The following is a 25,351-nucleotide window of genomic DNA, read 5'->3' on the forward strand; positions in this document are numbered from 1 at the left end:
CCCGTGAGGGCTCTTGGAGATATCAGAAGTGCGAATGCTGACATGAGTAACGATAAAGGGTGTGAGAGACACCCTCGCCGAAAGTCCAAGGGTTCCTGCGCAACGCTAATCGGCGCAGGGTTAGTCGGCCCCTAAGGCGAGGCCGAAAGGCGTAGTCGATGGGAAACAGGTTAATATTCCTGTACTTGGTGGTAGTGACGGATGCCGTGTATCGTATTCCCTTATTGGATTGGGGATGCGGTGAAGGTGTTCCATGAAATAGCTCCACCGCTATAAACCGTACCCGAAACCGACACAGGTGGACTGGTAGAGCATACCAAGGCGCTTGAGAGAACTGTGCTGAAGGAACTCGGCAAAATGCTCCCGTAAGTTCGCGAGAAGGGAGACCTCATGGTGGGCAACCATTGTGGGGTGGCACAGACCAGGGGGTGGCGACTGTTTATCAAAAACACAGGGCTCTGCGAAGTCGCAAGACGACGTATAGGGTCTGACGCCTGCCCGGTGCCGGAAGGTTAAGAGGAGGTGTGCAAGCTCCGAATTGAAGCCCCGGTAAACGGCGGCCGTAACTATAACGGTCCTAAGGTAGCGAAATTCCTTGTCGGGTAAGTTCCGACCTGCACGAATGGCGTAACGACTTCCCCGCTGTCTCCAGCACAGACTCAGTGAAATTGAATTCCCCGTGAAGATGCGGGGTTCCTGCGGTCAGACGGAAAGACCCCGTGCACCTTTACTACAGCTTCACACTGGTATTCGTGACGACATGTGTAGGATAGGTGGTAGACGTTGAAGCATTGGCGCCAGCTGATGTGGAGTCATCCTTGAAATACCACCCTTGTCGTTATGGATATCTAACCGCGGTACTACAATATCCGGGACCGTGTGTGGCGGGTAGTTTGACTGGGGCGGTCGCCTCCCAAATGGTAACGGAGGCGCGCGAAGGTGGGCTCAGAGCGGTCGGAAATCGCTCGTTGAGTGCAATGGCATAAGCCTGCCTGACTGCGAGACTGACAAGTCGAGCAGAGACGAAAGTCGGCCATAGTGATCCGGTGGTCCCTCGTGGAAGGGCCATCGCTCAACGGATAAAAGGTACGCCGGGGATAACAGGCTGATGATGCCCAAGAGTCCATATCGACGGCATTGTTTGGCACCTCGATGTCGACTCATCACATCCTGTGGCTGGAGCAGGTCCCAAGGGTTTGGCTGTTCGCCAATTAAAGTGGTACGTGAGTTGGGTTCAGAACGTCGCGAGACAGTTCGGTCCCTATCTGCCGTGGGTGTAGGAGAATTGAGAGGATCTGTCCCTAGTACGAGAGGACCGGGATGGACGTACCTCTGGTGGACCTGTTGTGGCGCCAGCCGCATTGCAGGGTAGCTATGTACGGAAGGGATAACCGCTGAAAGCATCTAAGCGGGAAACCCACCTCAAAACGAGTTCTCCCTGAAGAGCCGTGGAAGACCACCACGTCGATAGGAAGCGTGTGGAAGTGTGGCAACGCATGAAGCTTAGCTTTACTAATAGCTCGTTCGGCTTGATCCTCTCATTAGTCAATGTTCATCAAATCAACTGACCAGTTTTGCGAAAGTGCAAGGACAGACACACATCTGTTCAGGCCCTCTCAGGGATCCAGAATCCCAAACGCTCAAACCGCAAAACTCAAAACAGACCAGTTCTCGATATTTTCTGCGCTTCGCCGGCCTGAGTGGCTCTAGCGGGGAGCCCCCACCCGATCCCGTCCCGAACTCGGCCGTGAAACTCCCCAGCGCCAATGGTACTGCATCTCAAGATGTGGGAGAGTAGGTCGCTGCCAGTGCCTGCAAAACGCAGAAAATAATCTCGGATACATAAAATAATAACGCGGGATGGAGCAGCCCGGTAGCTCGTCAGGCTCATAACCTGAAGGTCGCAGGTTCAAATCCTGCTCCCGCAACCAAATTATAACAAATATGATGAAATACACCCGCTACAAAAGCGGGTTGTTTGCGTTCAAAATTAAAAAAAAATCAGAAACGCAGAAACTGTGCCTCCCATCCAAAGGCAAAATCGAAATAAAAATGGCGTCGCTGACGAAGTGTTTGACGGGCGACCTTTAGCGTTCCGACACCCGACCCGCTCAAAAGCGGGTCGGCACGTCCCACGACACGAATTGATATGTCACTGTGGCCTGCCATCCCGAGAAAAACAGGTCAGAACCTGCGGCGGGCGTGTCTGATCGTGCGTTCCCGTTAAGCATTTACCGCCGTCGCGGCTTGAACTTGGATGTCGAGAGGGGGCGCGCCCTTAAAGGTGATCCTGCCGATATCGCCAGAGATGACTTCGTGAATGCCTGTGGTCATGCCGGTCAGGACGATATCACCGGCGGAAAGCCTCCGACCACGCTCTGCGAGATTTTCAGCCAGAAAGCGTACGGCAGCCAATGGACCGCCTGCAATTTTGGCCGCGGATCCATCGCCAACATCTTCGCCATTAATGCTTGTGTGCGATAGAAGAACTTCGAGTTGTGAGGTTCGCCATTCGGGTATCGCTCCGCCGATAACTGCGCCGGCGTTGTTGCCGTGATCGCTCACAACGGCAAGAGGACCAATGGCATTGATCGTTGCCATCGGGCTGGAGGCGATTTCGGAGCCGGCATGAAGATCAGCAATGGCATCCAGAAGGACGTCGTCTGAAAAACCGTTTTCACCGGCAATAAGATCTTTCGCCATGATGACAATAAATTCGGCCTCTAATGCACCGAACCCTTGCGGATAGATTCGTGCTTCGGCTGTGCCACCTGCGCGAAGGTCCTGGATCTTGTCGGCAAAGACGGGACCACAAAGGCGCGGGCTGCCAAGGGCTGCCTGAAGATCGGGATGGACACCGGCCACCTTCCAGCCGCCAACAATCCGACCATCAATGGCCAGAGCACGGTCCTGCACACAGTAGGCCTCTTTGAGCGTCTCAGGCAGGGCGCCTGGAAAGGTATCAAGTGGTGTTGCGGAGCGACGCGCGCTGACCAAAGCCGTGGCAATGCTGTCGATTTCCTTAGTCGGTAAGGCGCATGTTTAAAACTCCAAGAGCGTATCAGTCTGCCCATTAAGGCGCGATCTGCGATTTCAAGACAGGATAAGCTATATTTATCAAGGCCGTCCATGCTTGTGATCGATCGAATGGCAAGAAGCGGTCCTTGCACGTCAAAAACAGATCTGCAAAACTTTAAAAGGCCCCGGAGCATCTGCTTCGGGGCCTTTGTCATTTTACCATCAAACGCCTTCGCGCACATTCGATGTGCCGTGACCAGCTTAACGGCGTCGCGTCACCAGTGCGCGTGTCCTGATAGGCATCGAGAACCTCGGCCCCGCCTTCCGAGCCATAGCCGGAATCGCCAATGCCGCCGAAATGGATTTCCGGCAGGCCAATGCCGAGATGGTTGATCGACAGCATTCCTGCCTGAATTTCGTCGCCAAGCCGGTCGGCTGTTTCCAGACTGCTTGTGAAGGCATAGGCTGCGAGGCCGACATCCAGTCGATTGGCTTCCGAGACGGCATCGTTGATGGATGCGGTGCGGTTGACAATGGCAATCGGCCCAAAGGGTTCTTCGTTCATGATGCGAGCATCGGTCGGAACATCCGTCAGAACGGTTGGCTCGAAGAAGCTGCCATTGTTGCCGATACGGTGCCCCCCGGTGACCAGCCTGGCACCACGATCCAGCGCATCGGCCAAAAGCTCTTCCATGACACCGATGCGACGCGGCCCGACTAGCGGACCCATCTGTGAAGCGTCATCAAGACCGTTGCCAACCGTCAGTGCCTTGCTGTTGGTCGCAAATTGATCAATGAAATCACCCGCTACATTTTCCTCAATCAGAAAGCGGGTCGGGGATACACACACCTGTCCGGCATTGCGGTACTTGTGTTGGGTCATCAGCTTGACCGCTTCGCCTACGTTGGCGTCGGCGGCAACGATCACGGGCGCATGACCGCCCAGCTCCATCGTCGCGCGCTTCATGTGCAGGCCCGCCAGACCAGCAAGCTGTTTGCCCACAGCGGTTGACCCGGTGAAGGAAATCTTGCGAATGGCGGGATGAGGGATGAGGTGCCCGGAGATATCAGCGGGCACGCCGAAGACCAGGTTGACCGCCCCCTTGGGAAGGCCTGCGTCCATGAGACACCGCACCAGTTCTACGGCGGAGGCTGGGGTGTCCTCAGCGGCTTTCAGGACCACGGTGCAGCCTGTTGCCAGAGCCGCCGCCAGTTTGCGGGCCGCCTGATTGACCGGAAAATTCCACGGTGTGAAGGCGGCGACCGGGCCAATTGGTCCTTTTAAGGTCGTCTGTGTGATGCCGCCAGCGCGGGCCGGAGTGACAAATCCGTAGATGCGGCGGGCTTCTTCCGCGCACCAGTCAAACACATCGGCAGCGGTTGCAAGTTCCGCCTTGGCCTCGCGCAAGGGTTTGCCTTGCTCCATCGTCATGATGACAGCGTTCTGGTCAGCGCGCTCGCGAATCAGCTTGGCTGCCGCCCGCAAGAGCTTGCTGCGCTCAAATGCAGAGGTGTCGCGCCAGGCAGGAAAGGCGCGGGCCGCGGCGTCTGCGGCTTCGTCAAGATCGGCAGTCGTGGCGACGCTTACCTGACCTATGGTCTGATCATCGGCGGGATTGATGACGGGGAGTGTGTCCCCACTGGCGCCTGCACGCCATGTGCCGTCGATGAAAAGCAGGCTGTCGGGATACTGGGCCATGAGGGGGTGTCCGCTTGTTCTGGGGTTGGTGTCGTCCGACCTGACGTCTGTGCACAAACAGTGCGGATCGAGATCAGGTGGCGCTGAATTGCTCCAGCCAGTTTGTATAATCACGTTTGCTGTTGGCAATATGTTCGGCAAGCGCTTTTTGAAAATTTCCGCTGTCGCGTGCGCTCACCAGATCCAGCAGCTTTTGATGAAAGCCGAGAGAGCGCTCGATGACTTTGATGACTTCCAGCCCGCGATTGCGCAGCGCATCGATTTTCAGCGACAGAGGGTCATAGGCCTCAAGGATCATCGCATTGTCGGATCCGGCGACGATCGCCTTGTGAAACTCGGAATCGAGCCTCCGATAGGTGCGATAATCCTTTTCCGCTACAGCCACTTCCATCTTCTTGACGACGGAGGCCATGTCATCGCGCGTTTGTTCAAAGCGGCGAGAAAAAAGACGCTCGGCAGAGCCAAGCTCCAACAGCAAGCGCAGATCGAATATATCGGCCAACTCTTTCTCGTTGGGCAAAAAAACGACGGTTCCGCTTTTTGGGGCAATCTGTACCAGGTCCCTGACGGCGCAACTCCTGCAAGGCTTCGCGAACCGGAGTTTTTGACACCCCAAGGCTTTCAGACAGGCGTAGCTCGGACAATTGTGCGCCAAGCTCGATTGTTCCCTCGATAATCGCCTTTCGAATGTCGTGCAGAACGACTTCGGTCAATGATTGTGGGCGTTTCAGGCGATGGATAGGCACTGCGAGTCCTTTTATCAGAGACGGAGAATCTTGCCGAGACCATAGGCGAGAGTGGTGTGTTTGACAACTGATATCTGGCATGCTAGATCTTAAATATCAGTCCGACGCCATCCCTTGACGCGTCGGATGGGAGGAGGAACGTCATGGGTAAATTGCGATTTGGGCGCGGGATCGCCCTGTCGGCGCTGCTCGCTGTCTCGGCGGCGGCACCTGCATCGGCGAAAGACGTCACACTTACGTTTGCAAACTGGGCATCGGCAGAGGCTGCCACCCGGTCAGGCCTTGAGAAGGTCATTGCCGAATTCGAGAAGAAAAATCCTAGCATCAAGATCGACAGTCAGGCCATCGCCTTTCCGGAAATTGGCCGTCAGATGGTCTTGCGCATCCGTTCAGGCAATCCGCCTGATGTCGCGCAGGTTGCGGGAAACGATACCTTTGTTTTGGCGCAGACCGGGGCGCTGCAACCGCTTGATGCGGATGCCAAGGGCGGGCTTTTAAGTTCTCTGAAGGAAGGTTCTTACAAGCCTTTCGAGACCAAAAAGGGGTTGATCGCTCTGCCTTGGAACCAGGCCCCTGCCGGTTTCTGGTTCAACCGCGATATTCTGAAAGGGGCCGGTCTGGATCCTGCAAGTCCGCCGAAGACCATCGATGATCTGAATGCGGTCATGGCCAAGATCAAGGCCAAATATCCCAACATCATCGTTCTTGGCATGGACACGACGAACCGTGCGTTCTCGTTGCAGTCGAACTGGCCCTGGATTCGGGCGTTTGGTGCTTTGCCGATTGGGCCGAATGCCACTGGTGCGAACACACCGCAAATGAAAGCGTATCTGACATGGATGCGGATGTTGGCCCAAAAAGGTTACATCGATCCGGGTCGCAAGATTGGCGAATTCCGGCCGCTCATTGCACAGGGACAAGTTGCGTTTTTGTGGGATCAGGTGTTGGTGCAGGGTGTCATTCAAAATGCCAGCGGTATTGATGACAAGGCCTTCAACGCCAAGTTCGGCGTCGAGCCGATGCCGGCTGGTCCATCTGGCAAGGGCTACAGCTTTGAAGGGGGGCACCAACTCGTGCTCTTCAACAAGAGCGCCCACAAGGATGCGGCCTGGAAATTCATCAAGTTTCTGGCAACGGATGAAGACGCCGCGAAAATCTACACGGTGGGGACCAACAAGTCGATCCCGCCCGCCAAGAGCTTCAAGGATCCGGACCTGTCCAAGATGCTTGATACGCCTGTGATCAACGCGTTCTCCAATGACATCATTCCGACCATCTCGCCCGAGCCTTTCGGGCCGAAATTTTCGGAAGCCGCAACGGCCATCATGGCTGGTGTTCAAGAGGCCGTGACAAGTGACCGGTCGATTGACGACATCGCAGCTGACATCCAGAGCCAGGTCGACCGCTGATGAAATCTGGAGCAGCCCCCGGATGGTCCCTTTCCCGCCGTGCGCGGGGAGGGGTTCCCTTTCTCGACTGGATGGTTCTACCAACGCTTGCGGTGCTGGCGCTGATCATTGGCTATCCGGTCGTCTCGACGCTGACGCTGTCGAGCGAGCACTATAATCTCATCAATGATGTTGTTCCGCGCTTCATTGGAACGCGGAACTTCGAGAACATTGCCACCGACCGGGTGTTCTGGCTGGCTGTGCGCAACACGCTTTATTACACCTTCGGAACAGTCTTCGTGTCAGGTCTGGCAGGAGCTGGAATGGCTTTGCTTCTGGAAAACATGAAGGGGCGTTTTGCTGCTGCGGCGCGGGCCATCGTGGTGTCCCCGTGGGCGGTGCCCTTTGTGGTCGTCGCCTTCCTGTTTCGCTTCATGTACATGCAGAAAGGCGGCATCGTGAATGCCGTTGGTCTGCATACAGGCCTTCTGCATACGCCAATTCCATGGCTGAATGATTCCGATCTGGTTTTGCCGTCGATCATCATCGCCAATATCTGGACCACGACGCCCTTCTTTTTCCTTCTGGTGTCCTCGGCCCTGTCCGGGATTCCCGATGCGGTGCTGGAAAGTGCGCGCGTTGACCGGGCCGGGTTATGGTCAACCTTGTTTCACATCAAGCTGCCGTATCTGCGCAATCCGCTGGTGATCGGATCGCTGTTGATGATCATCGCCAATTTCAACGATTTCGCAAAGGTCTGGGTCATGACCCAGGTGGCCTAGGCTACGCATCCACCACACTGGTGGTCTATGTCTACCGGATGGCCTTCGAGAATTTCCGCATCGGCTATGCCTCTGCATTGGGTGTGATCTGGCTGATGTTGTTGTTGTTGACTGCAGCCTTGTACTTCCGGCTTTTGAGAGGCAAAGACTGATGAGTGTCGACACCGCACAGGGCTTTCAAGCCCGCTCTGGCCGCACCCGCACAATCGGCCGCGTCTTGCAGTATGCCGGACTGGGACTTGCCGTTCTGTGGAGCCTGGCTCCGATGTACTGGATGCTGGCAACCTCGTTGAAAGGCGAGCTGGAGGCAACTCAGCTTGATCCAACGTTCTATCCGCATGTGCCGACGCTCGCCAATTACGCCAGTCTCGCGGGGGGATCCCTGCCGTTCGTGCAGTTTTTCTTCAATTCGGTCGTTAGCTGTTTCCTTGCCGCTCTCGTGGCCGTGGTCATTGCCGTGCCTGCCGCTTATGCTCTGTCTCGCGCCCGGTTTCGCGCGGCCTCCAGCGTCGGCTATCTCATCCTGATCGTACGCATGTTTCCGATGGTGGTGCTTCTGGCACCGCTCTATCTGATCTTGCTGAAAACTGGTCTGCTGAATTCTCAGTTGGGTCTCGTTGTCGGTTACACCACCTTCGGACTGCCCTTCGCCGTGTGGATGATCAAGGGTTTCATTGATGCTGTGCCGATGGAGATCGAAGAAGCTGCGCGCGTGGATGGCTATCCGCGCTGGCAGATTCTGCTGCGCATTATTGTGCCGTTGATCTACCCGGGTCTGATCACCACTGGCATTTTTGTGCTGATGGAAGCCTGGAACAATCTGATTTATCCGCTGACCTTCATTACCAGCCTCGACAAGCAGACCCTGCCTGCGGCTTTGGTGCTGACGTTTACCGGCCAGTTCAAGACGGACTGGGGCGGCATGATGGCGGCGTCTGTCGTCACGACACTGCCGCTCATGGTCGCCTTCTTCTCGGTCCAACGCTCAATGGTGCGTGGGCTGACGGCAGGCTCGGTGACAGGGACCTGACGATGAGCAGCTTTGAAACAGTGTCTGCGCCACCTGCGCCTGTCGCCATTGTTACTGGTGCCGCACGCGGCATAGGTCTTGCGACCGCAACCCGTCTTGCCCGTCTGGGTTATCGCGTCCTTCTGAGTGATGTGACAGAAGGGGAACTGGCTCTGGCAACACAGGACCTCAAAGCGGCGGGCTTTACCGCCGAGTGCCTTGCGGTGGATCTGACCACGCCGGAGGCTGCGCGGCAGATTTCTGCCGCAGCGCTTGCTGCCTGTGGGTCGCATTGATGTGTTGGTCAACAACGCAGCCTTTCACGGTGAACGGCAATCGGTTTTGTCCACGTCTGCTGCGGAGTGGCGGGCAGTCTTTCAGGTCAATGTCTTTGCCGCAGCCGAACTTTCCCGTGTCGTTACGCTCGACATGGCACGTCGAGGGGCCGGTGCAATCGTCAATGTGGGGTCCGTTCAGTTCAGTCTGCCCGCCCTGTCTTATGCGGCCTATGTCGCCAGCAAAGGGGCGATTGTTGGAATGACGCGCGCCTTGGCGGCTGAACTTGGCTCGCTCGGCATTCGCGTTAATGCGGTCGCGCCCGGCGTCATTGCCTCTGAGGCTTATCAGGCCAGTCTTCAGCGCCTTTCTGGAGCGGAGGCGCCCGAGTTGGCCTCCCTTCTTGGCCGTGCTGGCGATCCGGATGAGGTGGCACAAGCTATCTGTTTCCTCGTCAGTGATGCAGCCTCCTTTATCACTGGCGCCGTGGTGCCGGTTGACGGCGGGCGGGCGCTCAGTCGCCGCTCCGATCCGTTCCAGTTTGAATTCGAACATGATCTCTCGCAGGAAGAACAACATGGCTAGAATCCGCGTCGACGGTGTCGAGAAACAATATGGCGCTCTGACTGTGCTGCATGACTGCAATCTTGAGATCAGGGACAATGAATTCATTGTGCTGGTCGGGCCATCCGGATCCGGCAAGACGACGCTCCTGCGACTTATCGCCGGACTTGAGACTATTTCGCGCGGGGACCTCTTCTTCGACAGCACGCGGGTCAATGATCTTGATGTTTCGGATCGTGACATCGCGATGGTGTTTCAGAACTACGGCCTCTATCCGCATATGACGGTCTACAACAACATGGCGTTCAGCTTGCGGCGGCGCGGTCTCGACAAGAAAGAGATCGATGAAAAGGTGCGCAGCGCGGCTGAACTGCTGAACCTGACGCCGTATCTGGAGCGCAAGCCGAAGCAGTTGTCCGGCGGGCAACGACAGCGTGTGGCGTTGGGAAGGGCGATCGTGCGAGATCCGGAAGTGTTCCTGCTTGACGAGCCGCTCTCCAATCTGGATGCCCAATTGCGTGTCCAGATGCGTTACGAAATCCTGCGTGTCCATCAGAGGGTGAAGGCGACAGCGGTTTATGTGACTCATGATCAGGTAGAAGCCATGACCATGGGCGATCGGATTGTCGTCATGAACCACGGTCGCATCCAGCAGGTCGGAACGCCTGAGGATCTGTACGATAATCCGGTGAACAGATTTGTTGCCGGGTTCATCGGCACTCCGGCGATGGGGTTTTTCGAGGCGCAGGTCCACCGGACAGAGACCGGAGCCATGTTGTTGACGAAGGCAGGCGAGCTGCCATTGTCTGCGGCCCAGAGCAGCGAAGATTGCCGACCGGTCCGGGGTGACCGTTGGCGCGCGTCCAGAGCACATTACCCTAGGCGAAACGACAGCGGGGTGGCCGACGCTCGCGGCGACCGTTGAAGTGGTCGAGATGCTGGGAGCGGAGCAATATGTCCATTGCCGGATTGGCGAAAACGAGGTGCTGACCGCCTGCATGCCGCGCACGTCCGGACTCAAGCCGGATCAGCCGGTGCAAATTTCGATCAATGCCGAAGCGCTGCACTTCTTCGATCTGGAAACGGAGGCAACGCTATGAGTACGTCCTCTCCACGTCTCGCCCGGATCGAGGCTTTTCCGGTACCGCCACGCTGGATATTCGTGCGTGTCACGGATGATGCGGGCAACATGGGATGGGGCGAGGCCATTCTGCCCAAGCGGCGTGATGCCGTTCTGGGGGCGATCGAGGATTTTTCCCGCCTGCTGGTCGGACAGGAGGCCGGGCGGATCGAGGATCTTGCCCAGCAGATGCGGAAAGGCGCGTTCTTCCGTCGCGGCCCGGTTTTGTGTTCTGCAGCCGCCGGGATCGAGATTGCTCTCTGGGATTTGAAGGCGCGCCGGGCAGAATTGCCCATCTTCGAATTTCTGGGTGGCTAAGGTGCGCGACAGCATCCGCTCCTACTGCTGGATTGGCGGGGACTCGCCTGCTGACGTGGTGGCCCATGCCCACACGCGGGTTGAGGCCGGGTTCTCCGCCGTCAAGATGAACGCGACATCTGCAGTGCCGGCCCTCGGCTATCATGCGGAAATCGATGCGCTTGTAGAGCGGATGAGCAATTTGCGGGATGCTTTTGGCTCCAGTCTCGACATTGCTCTTGATCTGCATGGTCGGGTGCCGCGGACAGCGCTAAAGGATCTTGTTCGCGAAATCGAACCGTTCCGGCCCATGTGGCTTGAAGAGGCATGGCTGCCGGAGGCTGACGACACGCACGGAATGTTGGCGCGTCTGGCACCTCATATCCCGATTGCCACGGGAGAGCGTTTGTTGGATCGCTGGGACTTCAAGCGTCTGCTGGATCGCGGCGGCGTCGATATTGTGCAGCCGGATGTCTCGATCACCGGCTTGTTCGAGCTGGAAAAAATCGCGCGCATGGCAGAAATCTACGATGTGGCAGTGGCGCCGCATTGCCCCAATGGGCCGGTGTCACTGGCAGCTTCTTTGCAAATCGGCTTCTGCTGCGCCAATGTCGTGATCCAGGAACAAAGCCTCGGCCTGCACTATAATCAGGGGTATCAGGGGCTGCCGCCAGCGGATCTGCTGGATTATCTGAAAGACGCGGCGCCTTTGACAACACAGTCCGGTGCATTCCCGCTGATGCAGGGGCCGGGATTGGGCGTTGAGCTTGATGGCGACAGCATTGCGGCTGCGCGGGACACCTCCCGCATGCGGGATGCTGGGTGGCGACATGCGGATGGGAGCTTTGCCGAATGGTAGGTTTTGACCAGATTCCGCTGGAGGACGCTGACAGAGTGCGGGTCAAGATCCGCAAAGTCGAAGCGTTTGCGTATCGGGAAGACGTTGCGCGCCCCTTGGCATTGTCCTTTGGTATCATGCGTCAACGCTCGGCTGTCTTTGTGCGTCTGGAAGCGGAGGACGGCACTTTTGGGTGGGGCGAAATTTTCGCCAACTGGCCCGCCGCCGGGGCAGAGCACCGCTGTCGACTGGTGATCGAGGATATTGCCGACATTTTTGTCGGCAAGAGCTTTTCACATCCTTCAGACCTGATTGTCTTGCTTGAGCAGCGCACCGAAATCAGGGCTCTGCAATGTGGTGAATGGGGCCCGTTTCGTCAGGCCTTGGCGGGGCTGGACATCGCGTTTTGGGATTTGTTTGCCCGACGCGCAGGCAAGCCGCTCGCCAAATTCCTGAATCCAGATGCGCTGGATTGTGTGGCGGCCTACGCCAGCGGTATTCACCCCGACGGCGCAGATCTGGAAATCGACAAAGCGCGAGCGCTGGGCTTTTCACGGTTCAAGGTCAAGGTCGGCTTTGATCGGCCAGATGAAGCAGGACGTATTGCCGAGCTCTCACAAGGCTTGAGCGCAGCAGAGCGGTTGTGTGTCGATGCCAACCAGTGCCTGGAGCGAGGCGCAGGCGCTGGATTTTCTGCGCAAGACCGACGGACTCAATCTGTCCTGGGTGGAAGAACCTGTGATTGCCACGGCGTCCGGGGCAGTCTGGCGCAATCTTGTGGCCGCAAGCGCCACGCCGATCGCTGGTGGCGAAAATCTGGCTGGTCTTGACGCTTTCGACACTGCGATCCTGGCCGGATATCTCGATGTTGTGCAGCCGGATGTTGCCAAATGGGGGGGATTACGGGATGCTTTTCTGTAGCCCGCCGCGCCATTCGCGCAGGGCGCAATTATTGCCCGCACTTTTTGGGCGGTGGGCTTGGATTGGCCGCTTCCGCGCATGTTCTTGCCGCAGTCGGTGGTCCCGGTGCGCTGGAGGTGGATGTGAACCCCAATGGCTTGCGCCAGACATTCGGTACGCAGCCTGGCGTCATGACCGCGGAGGGCTGGCAATTGAGCATGGCCCCCGGTCTTGGCATAGACGAATTGCCGGAGGCCCTGGGCGATTATCGCACATGCCACCGGGTAAGCCCATCGACATGAGGAGAAGACCTATGGCGGCCCGCGACGTTTCGAGCGACACGCTCTACACCAATGAATTCCGGCAACGCCTTCAGGCGGGGCGACCGCAAGTCGGCGTCTGGGCGATGCTCAATTCGACCTCGGCGATTGAAGGCTTGAGTTGGGCTGGCTTCGACTGGCTGCTGATTGACGGAGAGCATTCGCCAGCAGATCTCGGCGATATCCTGTCCCACCTGCGCGCCATGGAGGCCACACCAACGGTGCCGATTGTTCGCATGCCCGTAAGCGATCCGGTTCTGTTCAAGCGGCATCTGGATATCGGCGCCCGCACGATCATGGTGCCGATGATCCAAAGTGCTGCTGAAGCTGAAGCGGCTGTCCGCGCGATGCAGTACCCGATGGGGGGCATCGAGGCTTTGCGGGCATGCACCGGGCCAGCCGATACGCCCATGTGCCTGATTATGTGACCCGTGCCAGCGAAGGCCTTTTCTTGATTGTTCAGGTGGAAACCCCCGAAGCTCTGGCTCAGGTCGTCGAAATTTCAGCGATCGATGGGGTCGATGGAGTGTTTTTTGGCCCCGGCGACCTTTCTGCCAACATGGGATATCTTGGACAACCGGGGCATCCTGATGTGACCGCGGCCATCATTGATGCCTCCAAGCTGGTGCACGAGGCTGGCAAATATGCTGGCGTTCTGGCCCCCAGCCCGGATCAGGCATCGCATTATATCAAGGCGGGTCTGGATTTCGTTTCAGTGGCAACCGACTGCGGCATTCTGTTTGGCAACGCTGATCATATAGCCAAGGATTTTGGCGCTCAGGCGGATGCTCAGGCGACCCCCAAGGGCTAGTGGCCTCTCATTCCTATGCACACAAAGGCGGGACGCAGGGGGTGTTACCTGTCCCCGCCTTTGGCATATCAGCGTTTCAAAGGTCAGGGCCTGAGTCGGATCAGACCCTTTTCTTGTCCGTTGAAAAAGCAATGTCTTTTTGAGCCTCAAGCGCGGCCAGCCGGTTGGTCAGGGCCATGCGGATGTTCTCGTAAGAACTGCTGCCCAGCGTTAGCCGCAGCGGGGCGGTTTCTGCATCCGCACTGGTTATCATTGCCTCGGCCATGCGCGTGGGGTCGCCGATCAGTTCGAACGAACCGTCGAATATCGCGCGGCGGATGGCTCCGGCCGGGGTGTCTTCATAAACGGGCATAGGGTCCGGGCGGACGAGAGAGGCTCCGAAGTCCGTGCCAGCGGGGCCGGGCTCCACCAGTGTGAAGGTAATGCCGAACGGCGCCACTTCCTGTGCGGTCGCCTCAACGAATCCCTCAATTCCCCATTTTGTGGCGTGATAGAGACTGAAACTGGGGTAGGCAATCTGGCCGCCTTCCGAGGACACTTGCAAGATGCGTCCGCCCTTCTGGGCGCGAAGATGGGGCAAGCTTGCGCGGATCAGCGCAATGGAGCCGGTCAGGTTGGTCGCGATCTGATGGTCAATCTGTTCGTCCATCAGTTCTTCTGCTGCTCCGAAAAGTCCGTAGCCAGCATTGCTGACGATCACATCAATGCGACCGACTTTGGCGAAAGCCTCGTCAACAGTCTTGCGGATGGCATTCGTGTCGGTGAGATCCAGTTTGGCGATAGTCAGGCCGTCGCCATAGGTCGCCTTGAGATCGGTCAATGCGCCGATCCGCCGTGCTGTGGCAACCACCCGGTCGCCGCGCGCCAGCAGCTTTTGCGTCATCAGAAAGCCGAAGCCGGACGAAGTGCCGGTGATGAACCATGTGCGTGTCATTGTGTAAGCCTTTTGATTGCGGGGCAAATTAAGCAGCGTTGGCAAGCATAACGTCTGCCATGCTGCGCGCCCTTGCCGAGAAACCGGGCGGGTTTGCCTGAGGATCCAGCGAATACAGACGCGCCCGACACGGGGCGCAGACAGTATCCTTGCGAGCGCTCTCCTTATCTAGACGCCGAACAATCCTGTAACTATGCTGATCATTTTTGATGGATCAGTGAAAAAACAACAGCAATGACCAAGCCGACCCTGAATGATCTGAGTGCATTTCTGGACGTTGCCGCACATCGCAGTTTTCGCAAGGCCGCCGATGCGCGGGGCACATCGCCCTCGACCCTGAGCCATACCCTGCGATCTCTGGAACAGACCCTCGGCGTGCGGCTGCTGAACCGGACAACGCGCAGCGTGTCTCTGACGGAGGCGGGGGCGGCCTTTCTGGAGCGGATTTCGCCGACGTTAGGAGATCTTGATGCTGCCATTGACGACCTGGGCAGTTTCCGTGATCAGCCAATGGGGACAGTGCGCATCAATGCACCAGAGGTGGCAATCCGCCTGCTTCTGCCCACTGTTCTCCCGGTGATGCAAGCGACATATCCGGGTGTAAAACTGGATCTCGTCAGTGAAGGCCGCTTGGTCGACATTGTTGCCGAAGGCTTTGATGCCGGCATCCGCTTGGGCGAATCCGTGCCGCAGGAGATGATTGCGGTGCGCTTTGGTGGCCCGGTTACCTTTGTAACGGTGGCTTCCCCGGACTATCTCGTCCGCCATGGACGACCGGAAACACCTGATGATCTGGCAAATCACAGATGCATCCGTCAACGCCTGCCCAGTGGCAAACCCTATCGCTGGGAGTACGAACGCAATGGTCAGGAAATTCTGGTGGACGCTCCCGGCTCCTTGATGCTCAACCATCCGGGTCTGATGGCAGAAGCTGCCGCTAACGGTCTTGGCATTGCCTTTGTGCCAGACAACAGTGCGTCGGATTTGATTGCGACGGGGCGGCTTGTTGTCATTCTGTCAGAGTGGTCACCGCCTGTGCCCGGCTTGTTTCTTTATTATCCCGGACGTCGTCGGGTGCCAACGGGGCTGAGGGCTTTCATTGAGGTTTTGCGTCAGGCTTTTCCCTGACCTGTCTCACGCGGACCTTGGCAATAGTCTGCGGCATTTCAGGACTGGGTTTTTCGAATAAATTAAGTCGTACGCGATTAAATCGCATCTTGACATATTTTATGGGTGAACCTATTTAGATCGTGCGCGACTTAATTGGTGATGTCTTGAGACCCGCCCGCACTTTGGGCCAACAGATGGCCCGCACAGATCAAGATGCGACCCGGCCCCGCAAAAAGGAGACCGCCGCTTCGCAAAACCCTGGAGATGAAGCAATGACTACATTCACCACATCAGACGGAACCGAGCTCTTTTACAAGGATTGGGGCACAGGCCAGCCAATCGTCTTTTCGCATGGCTGGCCGCTGAGCGCCGATGCCTGGGATGCCCAGCTTCTGTTCTTTGCTCAGAACGGCTACCGCGTGATTGCGCATGACCGCCGCGGTCATGGCCGCTCTGCTCAGCCCTGGGATGGCAACAACATGGACCGTTATGCAGACGATCTTGCCGAATTGATCGTGCATCTCGATCTGCATGAGGCCATCATGATTGGTCATTCTACCGGTGGCGGCGAAGTGGCGCATTACATTGGACGTCATGGCAATGAGCGCGTGGCGAAAGTGGTTCTGGTTGGCGCTGTTCCGCCGATCATGCTGCAGTCGGACAGCAACCCGAATGGCACACCGCTGGAGGCCTTTGACGGTATACGGCAGGGCACGGCTCTTAATCGCTCGCAGTTCTTCAAAGATCTGACGATGCCGTTTTACGGATTCAACCGAGCAGAGGCGGACGTCAATGAAGGCTTGCGGGACAGTTTCTGGCTGATGGGGATGCAGGGCGGCATCAAGGGACACTATGACTGTATCCGCGAATTCTCCGAAGTCGATTACACCGACGACCTCAAGGCGATCACAGTGCCAACGCTGGTCATTCACGGCGATGACGATCAGATTGTTCCAATTGATGCATCGGGACGGCTGAGTGCGGCTATTGTCGAAGGCGCGGAATTGAAAATCTATCCGGGCGGTGCCCACGGCCTCGCTCAGACGGAGGCTGAAACCTTCAATGCCGATGTGCTGAATTTTATTCGTCGTTAAAGCGCATTTATGGGTCTACACCATAGACAAGCGGCTGAATTTCGATCAAAAATATCGTGCACGATAAAATCTTGTACGATTAAAATTGAACCTTATATGAGGCTAAGACGTTTCAGTCTTGTCAGAACGAACAGGAAAGGAAATAAAATGCCTGTAGATGTCGTTTATAAAACCGCAGCGCGCGCAACCGGCGGCCGTGATGGTCAGTCCGGCACCCTTGATGGCAACGTCAACGTCAAGTTGACCACGCCGAAGGAGATGGGTGGCGCAGGCGGTGAAGGCGTCAATCCGGAACAGCTTTTCGCAACCGGCTATGCTGCTTGTTTCCTTGGCGCCATGAAAGCTGTGGCCAGCCAGAACAAGGCCTATAAGGTTCCCTCGGACGCAACTGTCACGGCCCATGTCGGCATTGGCAAGCGCTCTGAAGGTGGGTTCGGCCTGACGATTGATCTGGAAATTGATCTGCCAGGCGTCGAAAAAGACACGGCACAGGCTCTCGTTGATGAAGCTCATCAGGTCTGCCCGTATTCCAATGCGACGCGTAACAACATCGATGTTGGTCTGACGGTCGTCTGACGCGTGTTGAACAAATGCTTTCCGGGTGATCTTGACGTGTCACCCGGACGTCATCCAAGAGCCCGGTCCCGTGACCGGGCTTTTTGCGTTTCAGGGGGGGACGAACCTATCGGGTGTGTTCACCGATGACGGTCATGTCGAATTTGACCCGATCAGAATACAGCGGCCGTCCGATACCCATTCCATAAGCGGAACGGATCATCTGTCCATTCACATGCAGAGATACCTGCCTGCCTCCAGTTTTCAGCAGGGAGGCGGTGAGTGTCATCGGATGGTGTCTGCCTTTCACGGTGAGAACGCCGGTGATGTGAGCGCTTGTCTTTCCTATCAGATGCACCAAGGTCGAGCGAAAGATGATGTCGGGAAAATGGTGCGCGTCGAAGACAATGCTTGATCGCAAAACATGATCGATGACGGAAGTGCCTGTCGATATGCTTTCAGCTTTGAGATGCAGGATCACTGAAGAATGGACAATATCATCCGGATCGAGATTAAAGGTGCCAGAGTATTGCGTGAATTGTCCCCGCACGGCCCCTCCGGCGAGACTTGAGACGGAAAAGCCGATATGGGACTGCGGTTCAATGTCGTACCGGCCTGCAAGATTGTCGAAACGAGGGCTGGCACTGGCAGCACCAGATATCAGAACGAAAAACACGACTTGAAGGAATGCGGGCAGTTTGCGGAAAGGCATTGATTAAACCCTTGTGTGATGCCACGGACTGAGGACCGCAAACATGACGTTAGAAACCTTTGTGCCCATACCCGAAGGCTCGCCCCTCAGTGTGAGGGACGGGGTACTTACGTAAGCTGTTCATAAATATCGGCGGCGATAGTCTTCAATTCCGCACGACTGAGCGGACCAACCACCGTGCAATCGAGATGAGCATCGGTCCAGTTGAGAGCTTTGAGCGCTCCTGCGTCAGCAAATCTCGGCGCGCGGTCGTCGGAGTAAGACGATGGCGTTACGAATAATGTCATGCGACGGCCATTGCCATCTTCATACATGATCTGAGCCGCGGCGGATTGGCCGACGGGCAGGAGGCTGCCTCCAACGAGCGACCAGCCGGTCCGCTCAAGGTTCGGGATGACCAGCTTGCGATCAAGACGTTTCGACAACCAGACACCCAGGTGTCCGTTGGGGTTGCCACGCACTTCAACCGGGTGCAGAACCTCGCGGCTGTACAGTTTGTGTGCAGCCAATGCGTCGGCGACCAGCATTGAACTGGTTTTCTGTTGTGCGCTGGGCAGGACTTCGCGTGCCATGTAGACACCACCGGTCATTCCAACGGTCAGGGAGACAACCACCGTTGCTGCCATGCGCTGCTAAGGAGCGTATCTGCCGTCGCCGATCCGTTTCAAGACGATGAACAGTCAGCCGATCCGGCACAGGTTGCAAGCCGGTCGGCTGATAGAGGTCGTTGATCAGGTCTGTCTGCCGCCGCCAGTCCGCCAAGCGAGCCTGTGCGTCCGGGTCCTCAGCCAGCAAGACTTCGATTTCCTTGGCGCGGGTAAGATCCAGCTCCTGATCGAGATAGGCCATCAGGTCGGTGTCGGTCAGCTTGTGCGAGGGGGAGGTCATTTCACACTCCGCAATTTATGAAAGGTGGCGCTGGCCGGGGTGCGCAGGCTGTGTCTGGCGCGTGATATACGAGACATCAGGGTTCCTGTCGGGATGCCGAGAATCTCGGAAGCCTCGGCATAGCTCATGCCTTCAAGAGCGACGAGCAGTAGGGCTTCGCGTTGTTCTATGGGCAGTTGCTGTAAGGCTTTTGCCATCTCGGTCAATTCCACTCGGGCATGTTGGTTGCCCGAGGTGGAGGTTTCCATTGATCCATCGTCCGAGAGGGCGATGGTCTCGCCCTGTCGCTTTCGTTTTCGCAGGTCATTGCGATAGATGTTCAAGAGAATACGGAACAGCCAGGCACGCACGGGCCCCTTTGGTTTGAAGAGGCCCTGTTTGCGCAAAGCCCGTTCCAGACAGTCCTGAACGAGATCATCGGCCAGATCCGGGTCATGCGTTACCGCTTTCGCATAGCGCCGCAAGGCCGGAATGCAGGCTTCAATCTCGTTCAGAAACGCGCTCATCGACAGGGGCTCTTTTCCAGTTCACAGGCAGATTAGCAGCTGTCACGTGCTTATTTGGCCGGGATGATGTGCCAGATGCCTTTGATGCCATCACCGCTGATGTCGCCTTTTTTGGTGTCGCCCTGCCAGAAGTACAAAGGCTTCGCATGAAGGGCCCACTGGTGGGAGCCATCCTTGCGCTTGACGAGTGAGTAGGGGGCACTGGCTTTTGCGCCAGCCTTGGCCAAGAAGGGCGGCCATGCCTTGGCGCATCCACCGTAGCACCTGGATGTGTTCTTGGTGTCCATGTCAAAGGTATAGAGGGTCATGCCTTTGGCATTGGCAAGAACATTGCCCTTGGTGGTTGTCACTGTGGCAATTGGCGCAGAAGCGGCAAAGGCTGCCGGCGGCACAAGCAGAAAGGCAGAAACGGCAAGAAGGAGAGGCATTTTCATGGTGTCGATGATCCTGTTTTGCAGTAGCACGATTTGTCGTGTCGATGGGTCAACACCATTGCGGAGACTTTATTCCGCATAGAATTGGCAGACTGCAAAAAAAGATCTTTTCAGGCTCTGCCGCATCGCGCCTTTAACGAGCAGGATATTGCAAAACGCGCACAAAACCCGGCGAAGCGTACGATCCTCGCCGGGTTTTGGGGGACGTCTTGCATCAGCGTTTGCAGTCAGTGATGGGCAAAGCGCTCAAGCGTCGTGGCATGCATTTCAGCTGAAAAGCCCGGTTCAGTTGGCGCGGTGTACCGACCATCGCGGATGATGCAAGGCGCGCGGAAGTGCTCATGCAGATGGTCGACATACTCAACCACGCGGCCCTCCATGGATCCGGAGATCGCCAGATAGTCGATCATCGACAGGTGCTGAACATATTCACAAAGCCCCACGCCACCTGCGTGCGGACAGACGGGTTTTCCATATTTGGCTGCCATCAGCATGATGGCCAGGTTTTCGTTGAGCCCGCCAACACGGGCGGAATCGATCTGCACTACGTCAATGGCTTCTGCCTGAAAGAATTGCTTGAACAGGATGCGGTTCTGACACATCTCGCCGGTGGCGACCTTGATCGGTGCAACACCGCGGCGGATTTCGGCATGGCCCAACACATCATCGGGCGATGTTGGTTCTTCGATGAACCAGGGCTTGAACTCGGCCAGCGCATTGACCCAGCGGATGGCTTCATCTACCTCCCAGACCTGATTGGCGTCGATCATCAGCGTGATGGCCTCGCCGACTTCCTCGCGCATGATGCGGCAGCGGCGGATATCTTCCTCCAGATCCTGCCCGACCTTGAGCTTGATATGGGTCCAGCCGGAACTGACGGCCTCACGCAGCAAGCGGCGCATCTTGTCTTCCGAATAGCCAAGCCATCCAGCGGAGGTGGTGTAGGACGGATAGCCGGCGCTCAGAAGATTTTTCTGACGTTCCGCCTTGCCGGGCTGCGCTCTTTTCAAAATGTCCAGAGCTTCAGTCCGGGTCAGCGCGTTGTTCAGATAGCGGAAGTCGATGCACTGGATGACCTCTTCGGGCGTCATGTCGCCAACCAGTTGCCAGACCGGCTTTTTCTCGGCTTTCGCCCACAGGTCCCACACGGCGTTGATCACGGCAGCTGTCGCCAGATGCATGACGCCTTTGTCCGGGCCCAGCCAGCGAAGTTGTGAATCTCCGGTCACGTGATGCCAGAAAGCGCCCATATCCTCGGAGATCTGTGTCAGTTCGAATCCCACGACCCGGGGCGCCAGAGCTTCGATCGCGGCCACACATAGCTCGTTCCCGCGCCCGATGGTGAAGGTCAGGCCGTGGCCTTCCATGCCAACCACATCTGTTTCAAGAATGACATAGGCGGCGGAATAATCGGGATCCGGGTTCATGGCGTCCGAGCCATCGCGTTGGCTGGACGTGGGAAAGCGGATGTCAGCCGTGCGAAAACCTGTGATCTTCATGTCTGGGAAAACCTCTGAAAGCGCCTCGGAACGCGGATATCAACCGAGCGCGTCTGGAGCGCTTCCGGCCAAGGTGTAGGAGAAAAGAAATGGGGAGCGTCAGATCGTCCAGCCGCCATCAATGACATGCGCCTGACCTGTGGTGTATTCGGCTCCTGCCAGATAGACCGCGAGATTGGCAATTTCGGTGGGTTTGCCAAGTCGACCCTGAGGCTGCCGCGCGATGAAGGCCGCTTTGGCTTTTTCGAGATCGCCAAGCGCCCGCATCCGCTCATCCAACGAGGGGCTTTCCACCGTGCCGGGGCAGATGCAGTTGCAGCGTATACCTTCGCTGACGTAATCGGCAGCGACTGACTTGGTCAGTCCGATCACGGCGGCTTTGGTCGTGCCGTAGATAAACCGGTTTGGAACGCCCTTGAGACTGCTGGCAACCGACGACATGTTGATGATTGCCCCGTTCTTTCTGACGCGCATGCCGGGCAGGACAGCCCGAATGGTACGGATCATCGAGGTCACGTTGAGATCATAGGCGAAGGCCAGTTCGTCATCCGTCATCTCAAGGATTGTGCCGTTGTGGACGAATCCGGCGCAATTGAAGAGAATGTCGATCTCGCCGATGGCTGCCACGGCATCGGCAACCATGGCGGTGTCGCGCACATCCAGCTTGCGGGTGGTGATGTTGGCCTCGCCGGACAGCGTGCCGAGAAGCTCTTCGTTGATGTCTGTTGCAACGACTTTTGCCCCGGCTGCCGCAAATGCCAGCGCCGTGGCGCGGCCAATGCCTTGTGCCGCGGCTGTGATCAGCGCGGTCTTGCCTGAAACATATGTCATGATCTGATGTCCTTCATTGGGTCGGCTGATGGTGCATTGCGATTCAAGGGTTCTGGGGGCGACGTTCGACGACCAGAATGTGGTCTGCCACCAGCACGACGTCCTCTCGTTGGTTGAGCACTTCGCAGCGTTCTGTCACCCGGCCCATATGGTCACGCTTGGGATCGTCGGTCTTGGCGACAATCGTCACCCGCGTGCGGATGGTGTCGCCGATGAAGACGGGACGGACGAAGCGCAGTCGGTCGTAACCGTAGGAAAAAGCGACTGGATTGATGACAGTCGCCGTCTGTCCAACGCCGATGGCGAAGATCATCGTGCCATGGGCGATGCGTTGACCAAACTCAGTCTTGGCGGCAAATTCGGCGTCCATGTGGTGAGGAAAGAAATCGCCGGTATGCCCGGCATGCACCACCACATCCGTTTCGGTGATGGTGCGACCGGTGGAGATGCGCTGATCGTCCAGCGAGTACTCTTCGAAATAAAGCGTTTGTTCGGACATCAGGCAGCTCCGGGGCGGGGGGCAATTGGTGTGGCAGGCGACTGGCTCGACTGATATGCGGCCTCGACCAGCGCCATGGTCAACCATCCGTCTTCGACCGAGCCGATCAAGTCGGTGTCCTCGCCACTGGCGACCCGTTGCAGATTGGCCATGCGCCCGACAAAGGCATCCGGAAACCAGGTGCCGGTAAGGGGGACTTGAACCCAGTCCGACCCATCCTTGGGATAAATCCAGAGTTCGTCCGGCTCTCCTCTGGGGTAGTCGAGATTGACGCCCAGCTTGACGTAGGCGGCCCCTTGTGTGCCGCAGATGCGAAATTCGCAGGCCTGAAATTTACGGCCAAAGGCGTGGTCGTGATTGATCGACAAAGCGCAACGCACTTCATCACCATAATCCAGAATGGCTGTGGTGCGCGTTTGCGCCATGTCGTGATTGGGATGGCCAATGGTCTTGGCATGTACCCCGGACGGATCGCCGAGAAGCTGGCGAATCAGGTCGAGGTAGTGGATTGAATGCATGGCGATTTCGATACGCGGCTGACCTTGCAGAAACGCCCAGAGGCTCCACGGTGTGTCCAGTGCCAGCCAGGCATCGAAATCCACCACCTGTCCCAGCCAGCCCTGGGCAATGGCATCCTTGAGCGCCAGCATCATTGGGGCGAAGCGCAACTGAAAATTGACCGCAGCGGTGAGGTGCTTTTTCCGGCAAACGTCAAGAATGGCGCTGGCCTGATCAAGCGTGCCGCCCATCGGCTTCTGGATCAGCGCAAACGCCCGGTCGGGCAGGGCGCTCATGACCTCGGCATGACGGGTGGGCGGCGTTGCCAGATCATAAATCGCGTTCGGCACGGCAAGCGCGTCGTCCATCGTGGCAAAGGCCTCGACGTTCCATTTTTGTGCCAGCGCGGTGGCCTTGCCGTGGTCCGGATCATAAAGCCCGGCAATCGGGAAACCTGCTTTGGCATACGCGGGGAAATGAGCATCGCCGACGATACTGCCAGCCCCAAATGTGACGATCGGCCGTGGTGCTTTGGGCAAGGGCCAGGCTTGCTCCAAGTTGCCCGGATCGAAGACGTCTCCCGTCATTTGCAAGTTCCTCCCGTTTCTGCCGCTCTTCGCGCCAGCCCATCACAACAACGGTGATGAAACATGCCTGCGACACCTCCCGATGCAGTCGCTGACAGACGACCAAAAGGTCTTTATCGTTTCCCAAAGGTGCGGAAGCACGATCATCGTCCCGAATGAGACATCGCGCTGATAGGCCATGGTCAAAGAGCTCACCCCTCCTCCACAAGGGGCTTTTGGGTATCCTGTCGCCGCGCCTTGTCTTTTTCAAGTAAAAAAGGTCTATTTATATAAAAATAAGTTGCCGTTTTAGGGGGCTCTGATTTACATCCCACACACCCCGCGCGCGGCAAGGACTATGGCATCGGCGCCAGAACTGCTGTGCGGATGGCCGAAAGGACCGAGATGGCTGGCAAGGAAGATGATGACAAGCGCTACCGCGCTCCGGCTCTGGACAAGGGGTTGGACATTCTGGAATTGTTGGCCAGCGTGGATGAGGGCTTGTCACAGGCCGAGATTTCCAAAGCGCTGAACCGCACCGCGAACGAAATCTACCGCATGTTGGACCGCTTGGTGCGGCGCAATTATGTCGCCCGCACCAATGGCGACCGCTATGAACTGACGCTGAAACTGTTTGCGCTCGTCCATCAGCGCCCGCCAATCCGGCGTTTGGTCAACCGCGCCACACCAATCATTCAGCGCATTGCCCGTGTGGCGGAGCAGTCCTGTCATGTCGTGGTGCTGGATCGCGGCTCTCTCGTGGTCGTGGCCCAAGCAGATTCTCCGGGATACTGGGGTGTTTCTATCCGCGTCGGTTCGCGTATCGGGTTGGTGAACACGGGATCCGGCCATGTGCTTCTGGCGTATGCCAGCGATCTTGAACGGCAAATGATGTTGGAAGAGCACGAGCTTGTGGCACAGGAAGTCGCACCCACTGACTTGAGCGAACAGCTTCAGCAGGTGCGGGCGCAGGGCTGTCAGATCATGGACAGCGCCCAGACACAGAGCCTGATGAATCTGTCCGTGCCGATCTTTGGCGCGAATGGCGCGGTGCTGGCGGTATTGACATCGCCGTTTATCAAGCGATCGGACGTTGATACAGCCCCTTCGGTTGACCAGGTCGTTGAGCTTCTCAAGGCAGGCAGTGCAGAGATTTCAGCGCTCTCCGGCTTTGACCCTGATAGGGAAGACGACGCCCGCGAGTGATGTCGCGGTTCGTAGGCTGGTTAAAATTCTCCAGATTCATGACGAGACATGGCGCAGCATTCTCTTGTGCCGTGCCGTGCCGTGCCGTGCCGTGCCGTGCCGTGCCGTGCGCTGTGCCAAATTTCAACATGCTTGAAATGAAAACTCATTTATGAAAAAAGAATTCAAATAAGAATTTCCATGATGTGAGCTGTCTGCGATGGCTGCCGCCGTGGGACATGGGAGGAGGGGGAGAAAACAATGCACCTTCT

At 57.3% G+C, this 25,351-nt stretch carries 29 protein-coding genes, 1 tRNA gene, 2 rRNA genes and 2 pseudogenes (1 of these 34 cut by a window edge); 20 read left to right on the forward strand and 14 right to left on the reverse strand.

Translation table 11 applies throughout. The features are described 5' to 3' along the window. The 3 genes from AC0L7U_RS11565 to AC0L7U_RS11575 all read left to right on the forward strand — a co-directional run. Nucleotides 1-1,537 (forward strand): 23S ribosomal RNA (locus tag AC0L7U_RS11565); it begins 1,202 nt to the left of the window's first position. A 159-nt stretch (nucleotides 1,538-1,696) separates the two neighbouring features. Then, nucleotides 1,697-1,810, forward strand: a 5S ribosomal RNA gene (gene rrf, locus AC0L7U_RS11570). Nucleotides 1,811-1,854: 44 nt separating this feature from the next. Further along, nucleotides 1,855-1,931 (forward strand) — tRNA-Met (locus AC0L7U_RS11575). Nucleotides 1,932-2,223: 292 nt separating this feature from the next. Here AC0L7U_RS11575 and AC0L7U_RS11580 read toward each other — a convergent pair. The 4 genes from AC0L7U_RS11580 to AC0L7U_RS11595 all read right to left on the reverse strand — a co-directional run bounded on the left by AC0L7U_RS11580 (nucleotide 2,224) and on the right by AC0L7U_RS11595 (nucleotide 5,544). Then, nucleotides 2,224-2,916, reverse strand: a complete 693-nt coding sequence (locus AC0L7U_RS11580; RefSeq protein ID WP_473690836.1) for a 2-keto-4-pentenoate hydratase — start codon at nucleotides 2,914-2,916, stop codon at nucleotides 2,224-2,226. Nucleotides 2,917-3,229: 313 nt separating this feature from the next. Then, the gene (locus tag AC0L7U_RS11585; RefSeq protein ID WP_473690838.1) at nucleotides 3,230-4,717 is read right to left on the reverse strand and encodes an NAD-dependent succinate-semialdehyde dehydrogenase; all 1,488 of its coding nucleotides are present in this window, start codon (nucleotides 4,715-4,717) and stop codon (nucleotides 3,230-3,232) included. A gap of 73 nt (nucleotides 4,718-4,790) precedes the next feature. Next, nucleotides 4,791-5,219: a GntR family transcriptional regulator gene (locus tag AC0L7U_RS11590; protein ID WP_473690840.1), complete on the reverse strand. Its 429-nt coding sequence runs from the start codon at nucleotides 5,217-5,219 to the stop codon at nucleotides 4,791-4,793. Continuing rightward, nucleotides 5,146-5,544 carry a GntR family transcriptional regulator gene (locus AC0L7U_RS11595; RefSeq protein WP_473690842.1) on the reverse strand — a complete coding sequence of 133 codons (399 nt, stop codon included), beginning with the start codon at nucleotides 5,542-5,544 and terminating at the stop codon, nucleotides 5,146-5,148. Before AC0L7U_RS11595 ends, AC0L7U_RS11590 begins: the two co-directional genes overlap by 74 nt. A gap of 62 nt (nucleotides 5,545-5,606) precedes the next feature. Here AC0L7U_RS11595 and AC0L7U_RS11600 point away from each other — a divergent pair, with 62 nt between their 5' ends. From AC0L7U_RS11600 to AC0L7U_RS11660, 13 genes and pseudogenes are all read left to right on the forward strand, one after another. Continuing rightward, entirely contained in the window at nucleotides 5,607-6,872 is a 1,266-nt protein-coding gene (locus AC0L7U_RS11600) for an extracellular solute-binding protein (RefSeq protein ID WP_473690844.1), read from the forward strand. Continuing rightward, a complete protein-coding gene (locus AC0L7U_RS11605; RefSeq protein WP_473690846.1) occupies nucleotides 6,872-7,633 on the forward strand; it encodes a carbohydrate ABC transporter permease in 762 nt (253 codons plus the stop codon). Before AC0L7U_RS11600 ends, AC0L7U_RS11605 begins: the two co-directional genes overlap by 1 nt. Nucleotides 7,634-7,653: 20 nt before the next feature. Then, entirely contained in the window at nucleotides 7,654-7,785 is a 132-nt protein-coding gene (locus tag AC0L7U_RS11610; RefSeq protein ID WP_473690848.1) for a hypothetical protein, read from the forward strand. Next, nucleotides 7,785-8,663: a carbohydrate ABC transporter permease gene (locus tag AC0L7U_RS11615; RefSeq protein WP_473690850.1), complete on the forward strand. Its 879-nt coding sequence runs from the start codon at nucleotides 7,785-7,787 to the stop codon at nucleotides 8,661-8,663. The genes AC0L7U_RS11610 and AC0L7U_RS11615 overlap by 1 nt, the downstream gene beginning before the upstream one ends. A gap of 2 nt (nucleotides 8,664-8,665) precedes the next feature. After that, nucleotides 8,666-8,938, forward strand: coding sequence for an SDR family NAD(P)-dependent oxidoreductase (locus AC0L7U_RS11620; protein WP_473690852.1), 273 nt, complete (start codon nucleotides 8,666-8,668; stop codon nucleotides 8,936-8,938). Beyond that, nucleotides 8,925-9,503: an SDR family NAD(P)-dependent oxidoreductase gene (locus tag AC0L7U_RS11625; protein ID WP_473695782.1), complete on the forward strand. Its 579-nt coding sequence runs from the start codon at nucleotides 8,925-8,927 to the stop codon at nucleotides 9,501-9,503. Before AC0L7U_RS11620 ends, AC0L7U_RS11625 begins: the two co-directional genes overlap by 14 nt. Further along, nucleotides 9,496-10,582: pseudogene (locus tag AC0L7U_RS11630) on the forward strand (ABC transporter ATP-binding protein). The gene AC0L7U_RS11625 and the pseudogene AC0L7U_RS11630 overlap by 8 nt, the downstream one beginning before the upstream one ends. Then, nucleotides 10,579-10,920, forward strand: coding sequence for a hypothetical protein (locus tag AC0L7U_RS11635; RefSeq protein ID WP_473690854.1), 342 nt, complete (start codon nucleotides 10,579-10,581; stop codon nucleotides 10,918-10,920). The pseudogene AC0L7U_RS11630 and the gene AC0L7U_RS11635 overlap by 4 nt, the downstream one beginning before the upstream one ends. Nucleotide 10,921: 1 nt before the next feature. Further along, complete coding sequence (gene dgoD / locus AC0L7U_RS11640; protein WP_473690856.1) at nucleotides 10,922-11,758, forward strand: galactonate dehydratase; 837 nt, start codon at nucleotides 10,922-10,924, stop codon at nucleotides 11,756-11,758. Further along, nucleotides 11,752-12,567, forward strand: coding sequence for a hypothetical protein (locus tag AC0L7U_RS11645; RefSeq protein WP_473690858.1), 816 nt, complete (start codon nucleotides 11,752-11,754; stop codon nucleotides 12,565-12,567). Before dgoD ends, AC0L7U_RS11645 begins: the two co-directional genes overlap by 7 nt. Beyond that, nucleotides 12,455-12,939: pseudogene (locus AC0L7U_RS11650) on the forward strand (enolase C-terminal domain-like protein). The gene AC0L7U_RS11645 and the pseudogene AC0L7U_RS11650 overlap by 113 nt, the downstream one beginning before the upstream one ends. 11 nt (nucleotides 12,940-12,950) lie before the next feature. Next, nucleotides 12,951-13,385 carry an aldolase/citrate lyase family protein gene (locus tag AC0L7U_RS11655; RefSeq protein WP_473690860.1) on the forward strand — a complete coding sequence of 145 codons (435 nt, stop codon included), beginning with the start codon at nucleotides 12,951-12,953 and terminating at the stop codon, nucleotides 13,383-13,385. After that, complete coding sequence (locus tag AC0L7U_RS11660) at nucleotides 13,370-13,768, forward strand: aldolase/citrate lyase family protein (protein ID WP_473690862.1); 399 nt, start codon at nucleotides 13,370-13,372, stop codon at nucleotides 13,766-13,768. Before AC0L7U_RS11655 ends, AC0L7U_RS11660 begins: the two co-directional genes overlap by 16 nt. 100 nt (nucleotides 13,769-13,868) lie before the next feature. Here the strand turns inward: AC0L7U_RS11660 and AC0L7U_RS11665 are convergent, their stop codons facing one another. After that, complete coding sequence (locus tag AC0L7U_RS11665) at nucleotides 13,869-14,702, reverse strand: SDR family oxidoreductase (protein ID WP_473690864.1); 834 nt, start codon at nucleotides 14,700-14,702, stop codon at nucleotides 13,869-13,871. A 234-nt stretch (nucleotides 14,703-14,936) separates the two neighbouring features. Between AC0L7U_RS11665 and AC0L7U_RS11670 the strand changes: the two genes are divergently transcribed. The 3 genes from AC0L7U_RS11670 to AC0L7U_RS11680 all read left to right on the forward strand — a co-directional run bounded on the left by AC0L7U_RS11670 (nucleotide 14,937) and on the right by AC0L7U_RS11680 (nucleotide 17,482). Next, a complete protein-coding gene (locus AC0L7U_RS11670; protein ID WP_473690866.1) occupies nucleotides 14,937-15,830 on the forward strand; it encodes a LysR family transcriptional regulator in 894 nt (297 codons plus the stop codon). Between the two features lie 254 nt (nucleotides 15,831-16,084). Further along, complete coding sequence (locus tag AC0L7U_RS11675; RefSeq protein WP_473690868.1) at nucleotides 16,085-16,906, forward strand: alpha/beta fold hydrolase; 822 nt, start codon at nucleotides 16,085-16,087, stop codon at nucleotides 16,904-16,906. A gap of 147 nt (nucleotides 16,907-17,053) precedes the next feature. Then, nucleotides 17,054-17,482, forward strand: a complete 429-nt coding sequence (locus AC0L7U_RS11680; RefSeq protein ID WP_473690870.1) for an organic hydroperoxide resistance protein — start codon at nucleotides 17,054-17,056, stop codon at nucleotides 17,480-17,482. Nucleotides 17,483-17,588: 106 nt separating this feature from the next. Here the strand turns inward: AC0L7U_RS11680 and AC0L7U_RS11685 are convergent, their stop codons facing one another. The 9 genes from AC0L7U_RS11685 to AC0L7U_RS11725 all read right to left on the reverse strand — a co-directional run bounded on the left by AC0L7U_RS11685 (nucleotide 17,589) and on the right by AC0L7U_RS11725 (nucleotide 23,915). Next, nucleotides 17,589-18,173, reverse strand: a complete 585-nt coding sequence (locus AC0L7U_RS11685; protein ID WP_473690872.1) for a YceI family protein — start codon at nucleotides 18,171-18,173, stop codon at nucleotides 17,589-17,591. A gap of 107 nt (nucleotides 18,174-18,280) precedes the next feature. After that, the gene (locus AC0L7U_RS11690; RefSeq protein ID WP_473690874.1) at nucleotides 18,281-18,745 is read right to left on the reverse strand and encodes an anti-sigma factor family protein; all 465 of its coding nucleotides are present in this window, start codon (nucleotides 18,743-18,745) and stop codon (nucleotides 18,281-18,283) included. Further along, entirely contained in the window at nucleotides 18,636-19,061 is a 426-nt protein-coding gene (locus tag AC0L7U_RS11695) for an anti-sigma factor family protein (protein ID WP_473690876.1), read from the reverse strand. The genes AC0L7U_RS11690 and AC0L7U_RS11695 overlap by 110 nt, the downstream gene beginning before the upstream one ends. Beyond that, complete coding sequence (locus AC0L7U_RS11700) at nucleotides 19,058-19,567, reverse strand: sigma-70 family RNA polymerase sigma factor (RefSeq protein ID WP_473690878.1); 510 nt, start codon at nucleotides 19,565-19,567, stop codon at nucleotides 19,058-19,060. The genes AC0L7U_RS11695 and AC0L7U_RS11700 overlap by 4 nt, the downstream gene beginning before the upstream one ends. 50 nt (nucleotides 19,568-19,617) lie before the next feature. After that, nucleotides 19,618-20,001, reverse strand: coding sequence for a COG4315 family predicted lipoprotein (locus AC0L7U_RS11705; RefSeq protein ID WP_473690880.1), 384 nt, complete (start codon nucleotides 19,999-20,001; stop codon nucleotides 19,618-19,620). A gap of 227 nt (nucleotides 20,002-20,228) precedes the next feature. After that, on the reverse strand, nucleotides 20,229-21,500 hold the full coding sequence (locus AC0L7U_RS11710; RefSeq protein WP_473690881.1) for an L-fuconate dehydratase: 1,272 nt from the start codon (nucleotides 21,498-21,500) through the stop codon (nucleotides 20,229-20,231). Nucleotides 21,501-21,599: 99 nt separating this feature from the next. Next, the gene (locus AC0L7U_RS11715; RefSeq protein ID WP_473690883.1) at nucleotides 21,600-22,331 is read right to left on the reverse strand and encodes an SDR family oxidoreductase; all 732 of its coding nucleotides are present in this window, start codon (nucleotides 22,329-22,331) and stop codon (nucleotides 21,600-21,602) included. A gap of 43 nt (nucleotides 22,332-22,374) precedes the next feature. After that, complete coding sequence (locus AC0L7U_RS11720) at nucleotides 22,375-22,830, reverse strand: MaoC family dehydratase (RefSeq protein ID WP_473690885.1); 456 nt, start codon at nucleotides 22,828-22,830, stop codon at nucleotides 22,375-22,377. Next, nucleotides 22,830-23,915 (reverse strand): Gfo/Idh/MocA family protein, encoded by a 1,086-nt coding sequence (locus tag AC0L7U_RS11725; RefSeq protein WP_473690887.1) that lies wholly within the window; start codon nucleotides 23,913-23,915, stop codon nucleotides 22,830-22,832. The genes AC0L7U_RS11720 and AC0L7U_RS11725 overlap by 1 nt, the downstream gene beginning before the upstream one ends. Before the next feature lie 366 nt (nucleotides 23,916-24,281). On the opposite strand from AC0L7U_RS11725, the gene AC0L7U_RS11730 reads away from it, so the two are divergent. Then, nucleotides 24,282-25,100, forward strand: a complete 819-nt coding sequence (locus AC0L7U_RS11730; protein ID WP_473690889.1) for an IclR family transcriptional regulator — start codon at nucleotides 24,282-24,284, stop codon at nucleotides 25,098-25,100. Nucleotides 25,101-25,351 lie beyond the last annotated feature (251 nt).

The sequence above is a fragment of the Roseibium sp. 10G30-5 genome (assembly GCF_055809635.1).